The following is a 17,908-nucleotide window of genomic DNA, read 5'->3' as shown; positions in this document are numbered from 1 at the left end:
CCATGTCCAAAGAACAGAAAGCCATCCGTAGCAGCGGATGGAAAACGGACTTCCTGATCGGATTTCCTGAAGGATTGTTACTCTTGTTTTTCACTACTTACCTGTCACATGGCCTGCCGGTTACTGTACAACAGTTCTATACCATCAATACCTGTATCTGGCTTGCCGTGAGTGTCTTGGTCATGCTAACGGCATACCAGGCCAACCGCGGAGACACCCAGCACGATGAAAGTACACTATCACCGGAAGAAAGACGGAAACTGGAACGACTGAATATCAGTGAACCTATCATAGAAAACATTGCTGCGGAAATGCAGAAAGATGCTGCGCTCTGGGAAGAAACTCTCCGTACCGAACATGTAGAAGAACGGCATTTTAATAAATCCACTGCTATACGCAGCGGACTGTTGACCGGTATCTTCTTCCTGACGGGAGGCATCCTGCCCTTGATTCCGTACCTGCGGAATGAACAGTTTCCTACAGCTGCCTCCACCAGTGTGCTTACCTGCGGGATCGCCATTACCATATTCAGCTTTCTTAAATCACGGATGACCAGCCAGCCGGCTATTCCTGTTATCCTGCGCAACCTGGCTTATACCGGAGCAGTTTGGTTAGGCGCATATGTAATGCTGACGATCTTTAAATAACATCACCGGATATCCGGATACGATCTAGCTTGACCAGCTTACGGACCTGGTGCTATAACAGGTAAGATGATCTGCCAACCGGCTATCGCTATCGTCCTACGCAACCTGATATATACCGGAGCCGTCTGGTTAGGCGCATATGACCGGCTTACGGACCTGGTATTATAACAAAAGAGGCAGCCATTCCGATTGGATGACTGCCTCTTTTTTATAAGGAACAATTCTTATTTCCCGTTACTGAAGATTACACTTACAAAGGCTACTATACCCGCCAGTAGCGACAGGTATAAACCTATCTCACGTTCAGGACATACGCCCATCTCACACCTGGAAAACAGTACAAAGTTCCTGAACGCCCACGCTGCCAGGAAGGCTGTGACAAACAGGTTGACACGTGCTGACCATTTTCCCCTCCATGCGAATAGGATACCTGCTATCACTGCCACAGCAATGTTCAGTTTTCCCGGCTCACCAAAGCTGGAACCTGTGGTATCCATCCCTGTGAAAACCAGCTGTTTACTCTCTATGGTCAGCCATGGTAAAAACGCACTGACTATTACTACTGCTACTGAAATTAATCCGATTATACTTGTCTTATTCATAGTTCGTTATTATCTGGCTCCCGGAGGACAATGCGCTTTCAGGTAATTAGTATATAAGGTAGAAAGGTGCTCGAATGTACCTTCTCCCTCGCTGATTCCGTGTGTACGATTAGGGTATGACATGAACTGGAACTGCTTACCATTACGGATCAGTTCATTCTGCAACAGTTCGGCGTTCTGGTAATGTACATTGTCATCGCCGGTGCCGTGGATATATAGCAAATTACCCACTAACCCCTTTGCATAGGTTACCGGCGAACCTTTCACATAGTCTGCACGGTTCTCCTGTGGCAGGCCCATGTAGCGCTCCTGGTAAATATTATCGTACGTGAACAGGCTGCCTACTGCTGCAATTGCGATTCCCGTCTTGTATATCTGTGGATAACGGAACAGGAGGTTAAGGGTCATCCCACCTCCACCGCTCCAGCCCCATACGGCTACGCGGGAAGTATCCAGGTAGGCATGACGCTTAAATAACGCCATTGCTGCATTGGCCTGATCTTCCATATTGATCTGCCCTACGTTGCGGTAGATGGCCTTCCTCCATTCACGGCCTTTCGGCAATGGCGTACCCCTGTTATCCATAGAGATATAGATGTAACCATCTGCGGCCATGTCTCCGTCATACAGGAAGTTACGTCCTGCGCCATACTGGTTTTTAGCAGTAGCAGCGGCAGGTTCTCCATACACATAAAATACAACAGGGTATTTCTTTGTCGAGTCAAAATTAGTAGGTCTGGCCATCCAGCCATCCAGGGTAACGCCATCGGCAGTTGTTACCTGAAAGAACTCCTGACGCGGTGCAAACCGGGATGTCTGCAGTTCTGTTACAATCCTGCTCTGTGCTTCTTTATGTTCAGGCAGGTATACCACTTCACTACGCGGTTGGTAGTAATGGTTAGAGAAGCTGTGCAGGGCATAATCGCCTGTGGGAGAAATCTCGTATTCATGGGTACCTTCTTCAGTTACCGGAGACACCCTTTCGAGTGTGCCTTTACCATCCAAAGTCACTTTATACAGGCATTCCTGTGTTGCATTATCCGGAGAAGCCATTACGAAAGCCTGGTTGCGCGCTTCATCTACGTACAGCAGGTTTATAATATCATATTTACCCGGTGTCAGCAGCTTTTCCTTGCCATTCATGTCTACACTGTACAGATGTCTCCAGCCGTCTTTCTCACTTACCCAGATAAATGATTTACCGCCTTCGGTCCAGTCCCAGCCTGCCAGTTGATCATTCCAGCGCGAGCGGATATCAATCCAGGCAGAATCAGTTTCTTTATATAGCTCCTTCGCCTTACCGGTTGCCGGACTTGCCGTATACAGGATGCTGGTGTTCTGCTTTCTGTTCAGCTGCTGTAATATCAAACCTGTCTTAGCAGGATTCCATTCCATACGGGTAATGTAATGCTGCTGCGGATCGCCAGGTACCTGTAACCAGGTAGTCTTAGCGGTGTTGATGTCTACCACGCCTACCCGGCATGCCGACGGACTTTCACCTGCTTTCGGATATTCTACCGGAATGGTATAAGCGTACAGTGAGTCCGTATTATCTATCATGAGGAAGTCCCTGATCTTACGGGCATCAATCTGCCAATAGGCAATTGACCGGCTGTCAGGGCTCCAGCGGAATCCATCGCGGCAATCAAATTCTTCTTCATAGGCCCAATCAAAGGTGCCATTGATCAGACGGCGGGAACCATCTGTTGTCAGTGCTTTTACTTTGCCGGTAGACAGATCTTCTACGTATAGATTATGTCCGCTCACATAAGCGACTTTCTGCCCATCGGGAGAAAATTTCGCAAACATCAGTGATGAGGCGGGTAATCCTTTACCCAGTTGTACCAATTTGCCACTAGCAATATCCAGCAACCAGTAGTCGCCCCTGGTCTTATACCGCCATACTTTCTGCGCTTTTGTATAAATCAGCCATTTTTTTTCGTCAGGCGTATAGGAAAAATCTTCCACCTGCACAGGTGCCTGACCTTTCGGCGTTAACAACGCCTGGTCAATCTTTACGGTCTGCTGACCATTCTTCGCACTGTAGGCGGAAATTCCTTTGTCTTCTGCCTGATAAAAAGTCTGTCCGTCACCTGCCCATTTAACCTGCTTCCACGGTTGCGCCTGGGCGCTACCCGCAAGTAAACAGACAAGAAGAGTGAATACCCCTGGAGCGGAGTATCTGAAATATCGTACACGCATCTGGTAAATTTGAAACGGCAAGATAAATCATTGCACGGAAAATGACACCGCAGGGTTGTGGAAAAGTTATTGTGGAAAAGTTTTATACAAGTGAGATACAACAAGTTATTAGGTAAATTTATATATTTATACCGTTAAATTGTGCATGAAAATTGCAGCATTAAATTCCGTGAATGTTCAGCAAATACATATAGACTGATTTAACCAATATATTGTTTTACTAATATCCTCTGAAAACAGCAATACCATGATTCAGGTAACGTATACCTATAAAAACCGTGAGTTTTTTCAATTAGAAGACTCTTTCATGAACCAACTTGCTCAGATGGGCGTCAGGCAAATGCATGCTTTACTGGAACCACTCACAGACTCTCTAGTGAATGAAACCGGTAAAATCCGCATCAACCTTGACCAACACCCGAAGATTGAGCTTGAAGGTTTCAGTACACCAGTAAAAGATCAGATAGAAATGGTACTGCGGGGTGAGTAACTCAGCGTACTTCCACATCTGCCAGTTCGTAAAACGTAGCATGTCGTAATGGTTGCATCGGACGATGTTTAAACTCGCTCCATACTTTGGTAAATGCAGCGCCGTAATAGAAGATAATTGCACTATAGAAGATAAACAGCATCAATAGCACAGCGGAGGCTGATGCCCCATACAGGATGCCGATATTGCCCCCATATAGCAAACGGCGTAACACCAATTTCCCGATACTGAACAGTACTCCCGTGAGCAAGGCTCCGGATAATGCTACTTTCCAAGTAGGACGCGCGTCCGGCAGGTAACGGAACAATACCGCAAACCAGGCAGTGACAATCAGTAATGATACTATTTGTGAAAAGACGCCGCTGAAGACAAATGCGACGCTTGGAAACAACTCATTAATATAGTTACCCAGGAAGGCATGCGCACTCTCTGCCAGCAGACTGGCAAGGAACAACAAGCCGGCAGCACCGATCACTATCAGTGACCGTAACCTGCCCATCAGTGACTCCAGGAAACTTTCCCTGACGGGAATCCGGATCATCCATACCTGGTTGAGGGAACTTCTGATCACCTTCAGCAAGGTAGTTGCTACAAACAACAGGAAAATGAACAGGGCAATCGCCACCGGCCAGGTCTGGGCCAGCCCTCTGAAACCTCGCAGTGTGATCACCACCTGTTGCGCACTTTCTGTGCCTACCAGCTCCGCCAGCCGTGTTACCAGCTGCTTACCGATAGAACGCCGGTCAAACAACAAACCAAAAACCTGTAAGAGGATCAGCAGGATCGGGGGCAGCGCAAAACTGGCAAAGAAAGCCGTAGCGCCAGCCAGCCGGAGCGGATCATTATTCTGTAACAGTTGAAATGAGACGCGCAACGTGCGCGCGATACTTTTAAAATACTCTCTGGACATTACTTACCGAAACATGGTCCGCTGATTATTGTATAAAAACCATGCCTTTTTAGCACTGATATGGGAAAGATCAGCGTTTGAGCGAATAAAACGTCTGGCGAACCAATATCTTGTCTTCAATAGTTACCGGATCAAAATGAAGGCTGTTGAAATGCAAACTGGAATCGTTCAGATTCGTTATTTCGCAGATCCTACCATCCATTTTAAAGAAGGACTGCGTCACCGCCTCATATGGAAAGGTGTAGGAACCGTAGGTGGATTCCATTACAACATCACCCCTGCCCTGGTTACCAACCTGGAAATCTATAAAGTCAGTAGATCCGGGATTGGCAACATTAAACTTCGTAAATGTGGTGTCTCCATTTTCAAGGAAGTACTCTTTGTCCGTAATCTGGTTGATATACCATTTCCCCTCATAGGAGGATCTGTTGACAGTCGTGTCTTCTTTCTTACAGGCGGCCAGGAGCAGTATAGCCGGAACCAGTATCTTTTTCATAGATGAATTGATTGTCAGGCGCTAAATTAACATAAAACGACTGTCCAATTCAAAAAGTTACAACTCTTCTTCCGGCTGCTTCTCTTTTTTGCTGCCCAGTTTAATCTTCACCTTCCCATCTTCTCCATCTGTAGCATGCAGATTAATGACAATCCCCTTCTTCCTGCGGGCTTTCCGCTCTTCCTTGTCCACGATATCCTCATCCCGCTTCGGGTTACGCAGTGGTACGGTAATGTACATATCTGTACCCTTCGTCATAGCATACACCCCTGATACGTCCATATACAGGGCACTGGAGTTAATCTGCATAGGTGGTACGATGATCTTGTTGCCCTGCAGTGTCAGGGTATTTTTTAAATTATCGAAGGTGATATTATCCAGGTTGCGGCGGCGGAAGGCAATATTACCTATATCTTCCAGCGGTGCGAAATGCACCAGGGCACCCTGTCTCAGGTCAAAAGACAAAGTACCATACATTGACTGAGGTGCCATGCGACCATTATCCAGGATATTACCGCTGACGGCCGCCGTAGCTGAAAAGATTCCTCTCAGGTTCTTGGAGCTCAGCGACTGCATCCCGAAATTATTAAAGGCATGAAACAGCTGGTCGATATGCACGTTCCGGATGCCCGCATTGATTTTAAACCTGTTGTTGGCACCGTCCTGGTTCATTGCTCCACTCAGATTAATGCTACCTCCGGCATGGTTCAGCGCTACCTGCCGCAGGGTAACATTATTCTCCTTCATAGACAGGTCGGCCTTTATCTGCTGCGCAATGAAATTGCCATAGGTCAGCTTATCAAGCAATACGTCCACATTAATGATACAGGAACTCAGCATCACATCCAGCTGACTGGCTATGCGGCTGATCTTCCGCCTGTTGGCGGCAACGCTGGCCTTTTTACTCTGCCGGCGTTTGCCCAGGAATGCGCGGAACTCATTCAGATCGATCCCCTCGCTCCTCACTTTCCAGTCCAGCTGTAGCTTATCAGGTGCAGAAAAGTACAAGCGGGCTATATTCCGCACACTTCCTTCCATCTGCAGATTGCTCTTCTGGGTACGGATAGAGATATTCTGCAGGAAAAGATCCTGTCCGTTGAAATCCAGCAAGGCATTACAGGCGCTGAACTGGAGATTTCTCGGGGTGTACTCCATCGCACCGCCTTCCATCCGTACCTGTCCCTTAAGGTAAGGAATGATGGTATCTCCGGCGGTGATACCTCCTTTATAGAAAAGAGCTGCTTTAGCAGTACCGCCGGTAAAACGGAATACGCCTTCCTCTCCCTGAGCACCGTTGAGGTCTGTCAGCGGGAAATCGGCCTTAAAAAGACCCATAAGAGTAGGATGGCGCAAATTTGATATATCAACAGTATCTGCCTTAACGGGAATACTATACACCCTGGCTGTCAACCCATAGAGGCTGATGACAGAGTTTTCATCTCCTTTGGGCTGTCCCTGTATCCATTCATTGGTATACCTGCCGGTGAAACTACATTCCTGCAATTCCATGCCTTTGGTGGTGACGTGATTATCCACGGTTTTCCAGGTCACCTTTACCAATGGCTGTTCTCCCGGCATCATCACGCCCTGCAGCACACAGTCTGCATCCAGCGGCTTGTCAAGGGTAATACTATCCAGCTTTGCCTGGATCTTGGGCGTCAGCAGGGAAGCCGCTACCCGGAAGGGTATCTGTTCAGCCATAATATGCACCGTAAAAGGTTTAGGCAGCTCTCCAAATGAAAAGGAGGCCCCCGCAGTTATCTTCTGATCGGCGATATACAATGCCTGCTGGGGAATTTCAAGCTGCTTGCGGGTGCTGTTATAGGTAATTTCCAGATCTGTCTGTAAAGGCTTATCTTTCAGAAAGCTACCTCTCTCTGTATTAAAGGCCAGGCTGCCTACCCGCATTGCAGTCTGTATATTACACACCCAGCCTGAATCGTGGTTACGCATACTGCCTTTTAGTTGCCCGATATCGAAGCTGAATAATTTATTCTTTTGCTGGTTGTCGATAATCAGACTGACATCTTTCAGCTGGAGGCGGGTAATATCCGCCGCAACACCCTTCCCTTCAGCTTTTACCTTAGTGTTACGTTTGAACATGCTGGCATTGCTGTACCCGGTGCTGTCAGTGAAAAGATAGATGACACCTTCCTCGAGAGAAATTTGTTTAATGTCTAATTGTTTTTTAAGTAGCGAGAAAGTATTTACTTTTACGAAAATACGTGCTACATCAAGCAAAGGGTGATGATGTGTATTCCACAGACTATCCTTGACACTCACACCTTCCAGCGCTACGGATACGTTCGGGAAGCTCCGTACCAGAGAAGGTTCCATGTCTTTTATCAACAGTTCTCCTCCATGTAGTCTGTCATTGAGCCGGTCGCTGATCTGCTGCAGGATGGCGGTCTTGTTATGCCGGATATGCCATGCTATTCCGAGCCACAGCAATACCAGTAAAGTCAGCAGACCTCCGGAAACAATCAGGGTTATACGAAGCCATTTACGCATGTAATGGATTTACGTGAAATCGAAAAAGAAGGTTTTTTAGTTCTTAATTAACACAAAATGTGCCGTATTGGAATGGCTTTTGTGTCTTAATGAATCACTTATGGAAAGACATACGTATCAGACAGGCATTATTGGCAATTGTGCTTACCTCGCACATGTCAATCTAAACACGAACATAGACTGGCTTTGCTGGCCTAGAATGGACAGTTCTTTTATCTTCGGCGGCATGCTGGATAAGAACAAAGGAGGTGAATTTTCAATACGCCCTTCAGGGGAGTATACTTCCAAACAGTACTATCTGGAAAACACCAATGTACTGTGTACGGAAGTCACCAGTGAGAGTGGAAAGTACCGTATTACGGATTTTGCACCCCGCTTTCACCAGTACGAACGGTATTTTAAGCCGTTAATGCTGATCAGGAAAATCGAACCTCTTGAGGGTAATCCACGTGTAAAAGTGAAATGCGCCCCCGTATGCGACTACGGCAGCGGCTTCCTGAAGGCGCAGCGTGGTAGCAATCACATCGAATTTCTGGGATGTGAGGAAACGCTACGGCTCACGACTAATATTCCCATCAGCTATCTCGTAGAGGAAGAGCACTTTGTGCTAAGTGATGAAAAATACCTGCTGCTCACCTATGGCCATCCCCTGGAAGCGCCGTTGAACAGTACCGCTGAACGCTTCCTGCGTGAAACGACTATCTATTGGCGCACCTGGATCAAACACTCCAACATCGCCAATTTCTACCAGCCGGCAGTGATCCGCTCTGCCCTCACCCTGAAGATCCATCAGTATGAAGATACCGGCGCTATTATAGCCGCCAGTACTACCAGCCTGCCGGAATCGCCGGGCAGCGGCCGTAACTGGGACTACCGCTATTGCTGGTTAAGAGATACCTTCTACGTTATCACCGCGCTGAACCATATCGGGCACTTCGAGGAAATGGAGAAGTATTTCAGCTATGTGGCAGATATCTCCTTCTCGGGCGACTACCGCTATCAGCCGCTATATGGCATTACCGGTAAAAAGAACCTGGTTGAACAGATCCTGCCTCACCTGGAAGGCTACCAGGGTAACCAGCCGGTACGCGTCGGTAACCAGGCTTACGAGCATATACAGAATGATATATACGGCCAGGTGCTGATCTCCATGCTTCCGCTCTATACAGACCATCGCTTTGTCTTTTCAGAGCGTAAAGATTCTGCCTGGTGGCTGGAGTACCTGCTGAATAAAATAGAACATACTATTGACGAAAAAGATGCGGGCATCTGGGAGTTCCGCAACTTTGCCAATATTCACTGTTACAGCAACCTGTTCCAATGGGCTGGTTGTTGCGCGGCAGAGAAAATGGCCCATAGCATCGGTAACGAGCAGCTGGCTGAAAAAGCAGTTGCCCTTAAAAACCGTGCAGCTGCCCATATCGAAAGCTGCTACGATCCTGTAAGGAAAGTTTATACCAATGCGGCCGGCAGTCAGCATCTCGATGCAAGTACCCTGCAGCTGATTATGATGAACTACCTGGATCCTGCTTCAGAAAAGGCACGAGATCACCTGGCAGCACTGGAAAAAGAACTGAAGACGCCACAAGGCCTCTTCTACCGCTACCTCCATTCGGATGATTTCGGTAAACCTAAAACTACCTTCCTGGTATGTGCTTTCTGGTATGTAGAAGCACTTGCCTGTGTAGGCCGTATTGATGACGCAATACGCGAGTTCCAGAACCTGCTGCAATACTCCAACCACCTCATGCTGTTCAGCGAGGATGTCGATGAAGAAAACGGCAGCCAGTGGGGTAACTTCCCGCAGGCGTACAGCCACGTGGGCCTCATGAACGCAGCTTACAGGATATCCATGAAACTGGACATACCTATCTTCCTGGACTCAGAATTTAAGCGGTAAGGCTTTGTAAATCAATACTTTATTATATGGCGGATGTCTGGCAACAGACATCCGCTTTTTTTTTCCTGAAATGGCAGGTATCGCCTAAAAACCGGCCGCCGGATAAGGGTCAGGTCCGGTCTGGTATTCATTCCAAACCGATACTAATAGGTCACTAAGAGGGCACCTCAATATCCCCGGGATATCCAAGTGCCCTCTTAGTGACCTTTTGGTAACGGCATGATGTAAAAGGTGAACCCTTATCAAACAGGTAAAATATATGAACGGAAAGGTGGTTTAAGGGAGGATGCGTCATGCCGGCAACCGGCTACTATCATCAACAGGGCACACGGCTATAGAACTGCCTAATTGCTGCATCAAAAATGGGATGAATTGAGGACTTGTTTCTCGGGTAAAAACAAAAAGGGCGTCTTATATAAAAGACACCCTTTTCTATTTGCATTAGTAATCTGCGTATGTAATTATCCTGCCACCAATGTACGAAGAAATGCCCGTACTTCGTGGTGATTTCTTAAATAAAATCTTGCTGCTGACACCTGACTACCTACTTTGATGGTTACTGCATCTGCGGGTAATGCTTTGAAGATATCTTCGTCTGTATGATCATCGCCGATGGCCAGGGCAAATGGAAACTGTCTTTCCTGCAACCATGCCAGTGTGGCTTTACCTTTATTGATCTCTACATTTTTTATTTCGATAACTTTATCGCCTGGTAGTATCTGTAATCCTATATCGCTGGTGAAATAACGGAGGGTATTCATCAGCTCATTTGCACGTAGTTCACCAAGACCCACTTCGACCTTCCTGTAGTGCCATACGAGGGAGTAACTTTTCTCTTCTATAAAAGACCCCGGTGTACGATCCATAAAGGTTTCCAGGATGGGTTGGATGTCCTGTTTCCATTGCGCGGTGAGGCCTGGTATTTTCTGCCAGTCTTCACCATATTTCTTATGCCATGCACCATGTTCTGCAATCAGGTCAAGTGGTAGTTGCCCTAACCATTCTTCCAGTGTTTCATGCTTACGACCACTGATCATCACCACATGATTGGCTTTATCGTTGGTCAATGATTTTAACAGGTGATACAATTCCTGATCCGGAGAAGCCAGATCGATATTTGCCTGGAAGCCTACGAGTGTACCATCATAGTCCAGGAATATTACGCGTTCAGGCGCTTTCTTATAATGATTGCGCACCTGCGCCTGCATATCCATATTCATACGACGTGCTAACATTGATTGCTGGAGTTGTTTTACTTCCTGCAAACGAGTCATAAATAATTTTACCCAGTGAGAGATATTGAACTTCGCCACCACCTGCCGCATTTGTTTCATACGGCGTTGTTGTTCCTGCTGTGGCATATTCAACGCTTCGTGTAAAGCTCTTGCAATAGCGCCAATGTTATTGGGATTTACAATCAACGCATCTATCAATTCTTTCGATGCGCCGGCCATTTCACTTAGTATCAGTACGCCGTCATCATTCTTGCGGCTTGCAATATATTCTTTGCTCACCAGGTTCATACCATCACGCATAGGCGTTACCAGTCCTACATCAGCAAAGTTGTACAATGCAGACAATATTTCAACCGGGAATGAACGGTAGAAATAGTTTACCGGATGCCAGTTCATTGTGCGGAAGCGTGCATTGATGCCGCCTGCGAGCATATCTATAGCTTCTTTCAGTTCCTTGTATTGCGGCACGCTATCCCTGGAAGGAACGACGATCATGTACAATACAACTTTCTCAAGATATTCCGGATATAATTGGAGGAATAGCTCAAATGCTTGCAGGCGCTGGATAATTCCTTTACTGTAATCAAGGCGGTCGATAGAGAGCACCATATGGGTATCATGGAATGTCTCCTTCAGATTTTCCAGCTGGCGTAATACTTCCGGATCTGTAGAGAGCTGCTCAAACTTATTATTGTCAATACCCATCGGGAAGGTCTCTGCGACTACTGCACGGTCATTGACCATGACAACGTTGGCAGAAGCATTAACCGGCAGCAGACGGGTCACTGCATTGAGGAAGTGGTGGCTGTCATCGAATGTGTGAAAGCCCAGCAGGTCTGCGCCCAACATACCCTCCAGCAATTCTGCACGCCATGGTATGAGGCGGAAAAGCTCGAAGGAAGGAAATGGGATATGCTGAAAATATCCGATAGCAACATCAGGTACTTCAGAGCGGATCATGCCTGGCAACAGCAACAGCTGATAGTCATGAATCCAGATCACATCTCCAGGTTCTGCTACCTGCAGTACCGCATCTCTGAATTTACTGTTTACCTGATAATAGAAATCCCAATATACCTGTTCATAGCGGGCATATACGGACATATAGTGGAAAACAGGCCACAACACTTCATTAGAAAATCCTTCGTAGTAATTGTTGATTTCCTCCTGCGTCAGGTAAACAGGCATCAGGTTCATTTCACCTAACTGTTCCTTGATCTTAGTTTGTGCAGTCTCGTTCACATCTATACCCGGCCACCCTATCCAGATATTATAGCCTTGCCTGTAAATGGACCCCAAGCCTGTAGCCAGACCACCTTCACTGGGATTCAGCACGTATTCTCCATCCTTTTCAGTGATTTTTACGGGTAGTCTGTTAGATACAATAATGGTTTTACTCATAATACAGTTTTAAATCAAAAAATCTATGCTGATATCAATGCCAGTTCCGATATACGGAAAGCAGTTTACAAAAAGCGCACCTGAAAATAGATACGGAAAGAACGCAGCTTGCTCAATAGGTTACAATAGCTGCAAATCGTGGACTACGATGGCCGGCAAGATACATAAATTTATGGTATTCCTTTTGAAACAAACTCGTACATTCAGTTGTCAATGCTGCATCACACGCGCCTGCAGGAAACATGTACAGCAATACTGTCAGTCGATGAATCCGCTACCAGCAAGTCATTCAAGAGATCGTCAGTAATATTGTCACACTACTGATACAGCAGTTGTACATGTGTATAAAAATTATGTTACCGATAGCAGCGCAACAGATAGATGTATCATTTCGATGGTGCAGTAATGACTGACTGAAACTATTTACTCATAACAAATCAACACAGTGTAATGGAAAAAAGACAATTGGGAAAATCGGAGTTACGGGTAGCACCATTAGCTTTTGGCGGAAATGTTTTTGGTTGGACAGCAGATGAAGCGACCTCTTTTTCTTTGCTCGACACATTTGTTGCAGCAGGATTTAATCTGATAGATACGGCAGACTCTTACTCGCATTGGGCACCAGGTAACAGCGGAGGAGAATCAGAAACAATTATCGGTAAATGGTTGAAGCAAAGTGGTAAACGGGATCAGGTAGTGATTGCCACCAAAGTAGGTGGTGGCAAGGTACGCGACCTGTCACCGGCATATATTGAGAAGACGGTAGAGGAGTCTTTACGCAGACTGCAAACCGATTATATTGACCTGTATCAGTCACATTATGACGACCTGAAAACGCCTGTAGAAGAGACACTGGCTACATATGACAAGCTGGTGAAAGCAGGCAAGGTGCGTGTGATCGGAGCTTCCAATATGAGTCCGGAAAGGTTGTTGCAATCTTTGGAAGCCAGTGAGACGAATGGCTTCCCACGGTACGAGTCATTACAGCCTGAATACAATTTGTATGATCGTCAGAAATTTGAACGGGAATACCTTCCTATCACACAACAATATAACCTTGGCGTGATCAGTTACTATTCACTGGCGAGCGGGTTCCTGAGTGGGAAATACAGATCAAAGGAAGATGCGGCAAAGAGTCCGCGTGGTGAAAAGGCCGTAGGCTACCTGGATGAACGTGGACAAAACATCCTTGAAACACTGGATGAAGTAGCGGCAGACTATAAGACCACACCTACCAGTGTAGCGATTGCGTGGCTGGTACAACACCCGGGTATCACGGCTCCTATTGTGAGCGCTACAGGTACGAAACAGCTGGAAGACCTGCTAAAGGCAACACAGCTGCAACTTGATGCAGGAGCAATTGAGAAGCTGAATATTGCCAGCGATCTGTAAGTTATTTGGCCATCTTATATCAGCGATCCGGAAAGCGGCATGCGTTTGTATTGAAGGCCATCATCAGTGAAGGAATGAAAGATAACAATGCTATTTTTCATTCCTTCACTAAGATATGATCTTCTTACTTCGTTATACAGAGATAGCAAAATGCTGGCAGTACGCTTTTGATGATGGGATGGTACTCTCAGTAAGGAAAGATTCCGATAGCATCTAGCACGGCCAGCAATGACATCATCATAGAACGATACTTTCCCTACCGGGAGATACCGATAAGGTATAGCGTGGTGACCTATGTTCTCTTCACTGCGAATTAAGCGGGGCTGTCAGCCGCATTATCCGGCATGTTAATTCTCTGCCCCTATCCTGATAACCGTCTTTCCTTTCCCTTTTAACTGTCTGCTGTCAGCAATAGCTTTAGGCACATCTTCCATTGTAATCACCTCCCCTACAGGCACTGTCAGCGCACCATTATCAACAGCATCCGTCAAGGCATCCAGCGAAGCAGGCGTACCATGCGTCTCGAAGTTACCACCACTGAGCTCTCTTTCCTGTAATACTTCAGGCGTTGAGACGAAAGATGTTGTTAAAGCAGCGCCTTTATAAGCGACAAGTTTAGTGAATGAGTTAAAGGCTTCTGCAGGGCTAACAAGGTCTATCAGGCCATCTACACCAGATGGGTACTTATTCCTGATTTCTGTTTCAATGGATTGTCTCTTGTAGTTAATTGTTTCTTTTGCACCTAATTTTTTGATACGCGCTTCATCTGCATCGCTGCTAATAGTGGCAATGACATAGATACCCTGCATAGCTGCCAGTTGTACAACGAAGGAGCCTACACCGCCGGTTGCGCCTACAACTAGTAATATCTGCTCATGCTTCAGGCCAGAACGCTCTATAAGTTGCTGGGCTGTCATACCAGCAGTTGGCACAGCGGCAGCATCTACCAGAGAGATAGTTCTTGGAGCATGAGAGATAGCTGCCTTTTCGGGTACAGCGACGTATTCTGCATAAGAGCCTTCGCCGACAGGCGCATGGATAAACTGGCCATAGATCTGGTCACCTGGTTTAAAGAGCGTCACTCCTTCGCCCACAGCTTCTACAGTACCAGCACCATCTACGCCGAGTACCAGTGGGAATTTATGCGGCATCTTTCCGTCAAGAATACCATCAGCCAGTTTCCAATCGAAGGGATTCATACCAGCTGCGGCTACACGTACGAGGAGGGTTCCGGGCTTCACTTCCGGACGGGGTAGTTCCATAACTTCCGGAATGCCCTTGAATTGCTGAACGGCTACTGCCTTCATAGACTTAAAATTCAGTTGTGTGGTTAATCAATGTGATGGCTCTTTGGTACGCCTACACGTTGCGCACTGTAGATGCCTGCATGTCCGCTGAAATAATAAGCAGTGAAACATGCTACGGCGAAGTATAGCACATGTGTTGTGCCAAAAAGTTCAACTCCCATCAGCGTACAGGCTATCGGAGTATTGGTGGCCCCTGCAAATACGGCAATAAATCCCAGACCGGCAAACAAATCCACCGGCGCTCCCATCATCACAGCCAGCGTATGACCTAAAGTGGCACCTATAAAAAACAGCGGAGTGACCTCTCCTCCTTTGAATCCCATCCCGAGGGTGATTGCGGTAAATAGCAGCTTCCACAACCATCCCCATGGAGAGATATCCGTGTTGGTGAACGCGCTGACGATACTTACTCCGCCGGCATCAGGCGATGTTACCCCAAGGCCTATATAGTCGCGGGTACCCAACAGGTAACAGCCGGCAATGATAATACAGCCACCTGCAGCCGGAATAAGCCAGGCTGGCCGGATCCATTCTTTTGCATACCGTTTGATGTTGCCCATACAGGTTGCAAACAATGCGCCTGCAAGGCCGAAAGCCACACCGCAGACAACCACTTTTATGAGTAAAAGGAAGTCAAAGTGTACAAAGTGGAACAATACCTGGTTTTGCTCAAATAGTATCTGGTAGTGCGTATGGTGGATGCCCCAGGCCGTGCACACAATATCTGCGAATACGGCAGCTATCAGACAAGGGATCAGTGCATCATAGCGAATCACACCAATGGCGAGTACTTCCAATGCAAATACAGCGCCGGTAAGTGGTGTACCAAACACAGCGCCAAAGCCTGCAGCGATACCCGTCATCAGAATAATCCGTACATCAGCGGCAGATAGTCGCATCCAGCGGGCCAGCATGTGAGCCATACTGCCGCCTATCTGTACGGCAGTACCCTCCCTTCCTGCAGCGCCACCGAACAGGTGGGTGATGATAGTGGTGAGTAATACCAGTGGGGCCATACCGGCAGGTACGCCTCCTCCTGGCTGGTGAATTTCATTCATGATCAGGTTATTACCTGCTTCAGACTTGGTCCCCAGTTTTTTATATAGAAAGTGGATGAATATGCCCGCAATGGGCAATAACCAGAGTAACCATCCGTTTTGATGACGAAGGTGGGTTACCTCGTCCAGCAGCCATAGGAAGAGTGCCACAAGAGAGCCGACTGTTAATGATACGGGAATAATGATCAGCGTCCAGCGGAGGAGCTGATAGGCGATAGTCAATTGTTCAACAGAATGCTTGAGATATTTCATTGGCCTACAAATAAGTACAATTTTACCATCTTCCCAATATAAGCGGGAAGATACTTGCTATTTGCAGGCGCCATCAGCCACTACCCGGCGTACGGAGTGAGGGCGGTTCTTGAGCAGGAAGACACCATTTCCTGGGTAAGTGATACAGATATCACACAAATGTGCCACCTAAGTGACGAAAATAGTGAAAATATAGTTAAAGACGGGGGATTTTCATCTTAGCTACAAGATGATTTGGCAATTTTGTCGTAACTTAAATGGTATTATCGGTAAACATAAAGATTTCACCAGCACCAAACATGAGATTGTTCTTACTGCTTAGCCTGCAACTATCGACTTATTGTGTCTATGCAACAGCTGATACAGCTATTGTGAATGTGAATGCGGATACTACACTCCATCACGCAAACGATGTGCCAACCACATTGCCGGCGAAGGATGCGGCTGTTCCGGTTTTCAATACGAACCTGAATTACAAACGTAAGATCCCTAACTACACGACCAGACTTGCAGGCATTATCGTACCAACCGCCATGATGACTTATGGCGCAGTGAGTCTGACCAGTGGCACTTTACGCTCTCTGGACCACAGCACTAAGAACGAAGTCACGGAAGATCATCCGACTTTCCGCACCAGTGTCGATGATTATCTGAAATACGTACCTGCTGCCGCTGTATACGCATTGAATATGGCAGGCATCAAGGGTAAGCATAACTTTGTTGATCGCACTATACTGCTGGGGATGTCTTCTGTATTGGTGACTTCCTCTACTTTCTTCATCAAAAAGGCTACAGGCCGTCTGCGACCAGATGGTAGTACCTACAATTCCTTTCCCTCCGGACATACCTCAGTTGCATTCATGACTGCACAGTTCATGTGGGAGGAGTATAAGGATGTAAGCCCCTGGTATGGCGTTGCGGGTTATGCTGTTGCTGCCACTACAGGAGTGCTGCGCATCTATAATAACCGTCACTGGGTAAGTGATGTTATTGCCGGCGCGGGTCTGGGTATACTCAGCACAAAAGCGGCTTACTGGGCCTATCCGAAGATCCAGCGGTTATTTGTAGGCAAAAACAGTGACGGCGAAGCAGATACCCGTGTGATGGTGATGCCAAATTATAACACACAGTGGAAGTCTGCCGGACTATCAGCTGTGCTTCTGATGAACTAACCAGTCAGCACTTATCTTTTTGACAGGGATCCAGATGCTGGGTCCCTGTTTTATTTGAATGCAGGCGTTATACAGTATTCTTCCTGCTTACTCCCCTTTCTTACGCTGTTCGTCCGCCTTGTCCTTCGGGTCATATTCGTTCTCATCATAGCCTTCCAGCGTGCTGTTTTTATCGTCATTGAACTCTTTCTGAGGAGCAGCTTTTGCAGCACCGGTAGCACCGGCATTTTTGCGTTTTACCTGTTTGATAGCACGTCTTTCGTTCGTTGATTTCTTTACTGTCATATTTGAACGTTTTACTAAAATGGTTACAAAAATGCTGCCGGAGGAGAA

The 17,908-nt window shown here is 46.9% G+C and carries 14 protein-coding genes and 1 riboswitch; of the genes, 5 read left to right on the top strand and 9 right to left on the bottom strand.

Features of this window, described 5'->3' with window-relative positions; genetic code table 11:
* Window positions 1-2: 2 nt before the first annotated feature.
* On the top strand, window positions 3-647 hold the full coding sequence (locus K1Y79_RS21310) for a VIT1/CCC1 transporter family protein (RefSeq protein ID WP_220252218.1): 645 nt from the start codon (window positions 3-5) through the stop codon (window positions 645-647).
* A 224-nt stretch (window positions 648-871) separates the two neighbouring features.
* Here the strand turns inward: K1Y79_RS21310 and K1Y79_RS21305 are convergent, their stop codons facing one another.
* On the bottom strand, window positions 872-1,249 hold the full coding sequence (locus tag K1Y79_RS21305; RefSeq protein WP_220252217.1) for a hypothetical protein: 378 nt from the start codon (window positions 1,247-1,249) through the stop codon (window positions 872-874).
* Between the two features lie 9 nt (window positions 1,250-1,258).
* Window positions 1,259-3,451 carry a S9 family peptidase gene (locus tag K1Y79_RS21300; RefSeq protein WP_220252216.1) on the bottom strand — a complete coding sequence of 731 codons (2,193 nt, stop codon included), beginning with the start codon at window positions 3,449-3,451 and terminating at the stop codon, window positions 1,259-1,261.
* A gap of 247 nt (window positions 3,452-3,698) precedes the next feature.
* On the opposite strand from K1Y79_RS21300, the gene K1Y79_RS21295 reads away from it, so the two are divergent.
* A complete protein-coding gene (locus K1Y79_RS21295) occupies window positions 3,699-3,941 on the top strand; it encodes a hypothetical protein (protein ID WP_220252215.1) in 243 nt (80 codons plus the stop codon).
* Window position 3,942: 1 nt separating this feature from the next.
* Here the strand turns inward: K1Y79_RS21295 and K1Y79_RS21290 are convergent, their stop codons facing one another.
* From K1Y79_RS21290 to K1Y79_RS21280, 3 genes are all read right to left on the bottom strand, one after another.
* The gene (locus K1Y79_RS21290; protein ID WP_220252214.1) at window positions 3,943-4,815 is read right to left on the bottom strand and encodes a YihY/virulence factor BrkB family protein; all 873 of its coding nucleotides are present in this window, start codon (window positions 4,813-4,815) and stop codon (window positions 3,943-3,945) included.
* 106 nt (window positions 4,816-4,921) lie between these two features.
* The gene (locus K1Y79_RS21285) at window positions 4,922-5,347 is read right to left on the bottom strand and encodes a hypothetical protein (RefSeq protein ID WP_220252213.1); all 426 of its coding nucleotides are present in this window, start codon (window positions 5,345-5,347) and stop codon (window positions 4,922-4,924) included.
* A 57-nt stretch (window positions 5,348-5,404) separates the two neighbouring features.
* Window positions 5,405-7,858: an AsmA family protein gene (locus K1Y79_RS21280; protein ID WP_220252212.1), complete on the bottom strand. Its 2,454-nt coding sequence runs from the start codon at window positions 7,856-7,858 to the stop codon at window positions 5,405-5,407.
* Window positions 7,859-7,925: 67 nt separating this feature from the next.
* On the opposite strand from K1Y79_RS21280, the gene K1Y79_RS21275 reads away from it, so the two are divergent.
* Window positions 7,926-9,758 (top strand): glycoside hydrolase family 15 protein, encoded by a 1,833-nt coding sequence (locus K1Y79_RS21275; RefSeq protein WP_317197496.1) that lies wholly within the window; start codon window positions 7,926-7,928, stop codon window positions 9,756-9,758.
* 461 nt (window positions 9,759-10,219) lie between these two features.
* Here K1Y79_RS21275 and K1Y79_RS21270 read toward each other — a convergent pair whose 3' ends face one another.
* Entirely contained in the window at window positions 10,220-12,394 is a 2,175-nt protein-coding gene (locus tag K1Y79_RS21270; RefSeq protein ID WP_220252210.1) for a bifunctional alpha,alpha-trehalose-phosphate synthase (UDP-forming)/trehalose-phosphatase, read from the bottom strand.
* Window positions 12,395-12,844: 450 nt separating this feature from the next.
* Here K1Y79_RS21270 and K1Y79_RS21265 point away from each other — a divergent pair, with 450 nt between their 5' ends.
* Window positions 12,845-13,786, top strand: a complete 942-nt coding sequence (locus K1Y79_RS21265) for an aldo/keto reductase (RefSeq protein WP_220252209.1) — start codon at window positions 12,845-12,847, stop codon at window positions 13,784-13,786.
* 347 nt (window positions 13,787-14,133) lie between these two features.
* On the opposite strand, the gene K1Y79_RS21260 is transcribed toward K1Y79_RS21265, so the two are convergent.
* The gene (locus K1Y79_RS21260; protein ID WP_220252208.1) at window positions 14,134-15,093 is read right to left on the bottom strand and encodes an NADP-dependent oxidoreductase; all 960 of its coding nucleotides are present in this window, start codon (window positions 15,091-15,093) and stop codon (window positions 14,134-14,136) included.
* Window positions 15,094-15,116: 23 nt separating this feature from the next.
* Window positions 15,117-16,403 (bottom strand): voltage-gated chloride channel family protein, encoded by a 1,287-nt coding sequence (locus K1Y79_RS21255; RefSeq protein WP_220252207.1) that lies wholly within the window; start codon window positions 16,401-16,403, stop codon window positions 15,117-15,119.
* 57 nt (window positions 16,404-16,460) lie between these two features.
* A riboswitch (Fluoride riboswitch) is annotated at window positions 16,461-16,544 on the bottom strand.
* A gap of 158 nt (window positions 16,545-16,702) precedes the next feature.
* On the opposite strand from K1Y79_RS21255, the gene K1Y79_RS21250 reads away from it, so the two are divergent.
* A complete protein-coding gene (locus tag K1Y79_RS21250; RefSeq protein WP_220252206.1) occupies window positions 16,703-17,575 on the top strand; it encodes a phosphatase PAP2 family protein in 873 nt (290 codons plus the stop codon).
* An 87-nt stretch (window positions 17,576-17,662) separates the two neighbouring features.
* Here the strand turns inward: K1Y79_RS21250 and K1Y79_RS21245 are convergent, their stop codons facing one another.
* Window positions 17,663-17,860, bottom strand: a complete 198-nt coding sequence (locus K1Y79_RS21245) for a hypothetical protein (RefSeq protein WP_220252205.1) — start codon at window positions 17,858-17,860, stop codon at window positions 17,663-17,665.
* Window positions 17,861-17,908: the final 48 nt, after the last annotated feature.

Origin of the sequence: Chitinophaga rhizophila (assembly GCF_019492185.1) — a bacterium.
Lineage (GTDB): Bacteria > Bacteroidota > Bacteroidia > Chitinophagales > Chitinophagaceae > Chitinophaga > Chitinophaga rhizophila.
This window is presented reverse-complemented; position numbering and strand designations above follow the sequence as displayed.

Coding starts and splice junctions, on each gene's coding strand:
- K1Y79_RS21310 (WP_220252218.1), top strand. CDS start 3: ATGTCCAAAGAACAGAAAGCCATCCGTAGCAGCGGATGGAAAACGGAC.
- K1Y79_RS21305 (WP_220252217.1), bottom strand. CDS start 1,249: ATGAATAAGACAAGTATAATCGGATTAATTTCAGTAGCAGTAGTAATA.
- K1Y79_RS21300 (WP_220252216.1), bottom strand. CDS start 3,451: ATGCGTGTACGATATTTCAGATACTCCGCTCCAGGGGTATTCACTCTT.
- K1Y79_RS21295 (WP_220252215.1), top strand. CDS start 3,699: ATGATTCAGGTAACGTATACCTATAAAAACCGTGAGTTTTTTCAATTA.
- K1Y79_RS21285 (WP_220252213.1), bottom strand. CDS start 5,347: ATGAAAAAGATACTGGTTCCGGCTATACTGCTCCTGGCCGCCTGTAAG.
- K1Y79_RS21280 (WP_220252212.1), bottom strand. CDS start 7,858: ATGCGTAAATGGCTTCGTATAACCCTGATTGTTTCCGGAGGTCTGCTG.
- K1Y79_RS21270 (WP_220252210.1), bottom strand. CDS start 12,394: ATGAGTAAAACCATTATTGTATCTAACAGACTACCCGTAAAAATCACT.
- K1Y79_RS21265 (WP_220252209.1), top strand. CDS start 12,845: ATGGAAAAAAGACAATTGGGAAAATCGGAGTTACGGGTAGCACCATTA.
- K1Y79_RS21260 (WP_220252208.1), bottom strand. CDS start 15,093: ATGAAGGCAGTAGCCGTTCAGCAATTCAAGGGCATTCCGGAAGTTATG.
- K1Y79_RS21255 (WP_220252207.1), bottom strand. CDS start 16,403: ATGAAATATCTCAAGCATTCTGTTGAACAATTGACTATCGCCTATCAG.
- K1Y79_RS21250 (WP_220252206.1), top strand. CDS start 16,703: ATGAGATTGTTCTTACTGCTTAGCCTGCAACTATCGACTTATTGTGTC.
- K1Y79_RS21245 (WP_220252205.1), bottom strand. CDS start 17,860: ATGACAGTAAAGAAATCAACGAACGAAAGACGTGCTATCAAACAGGTA.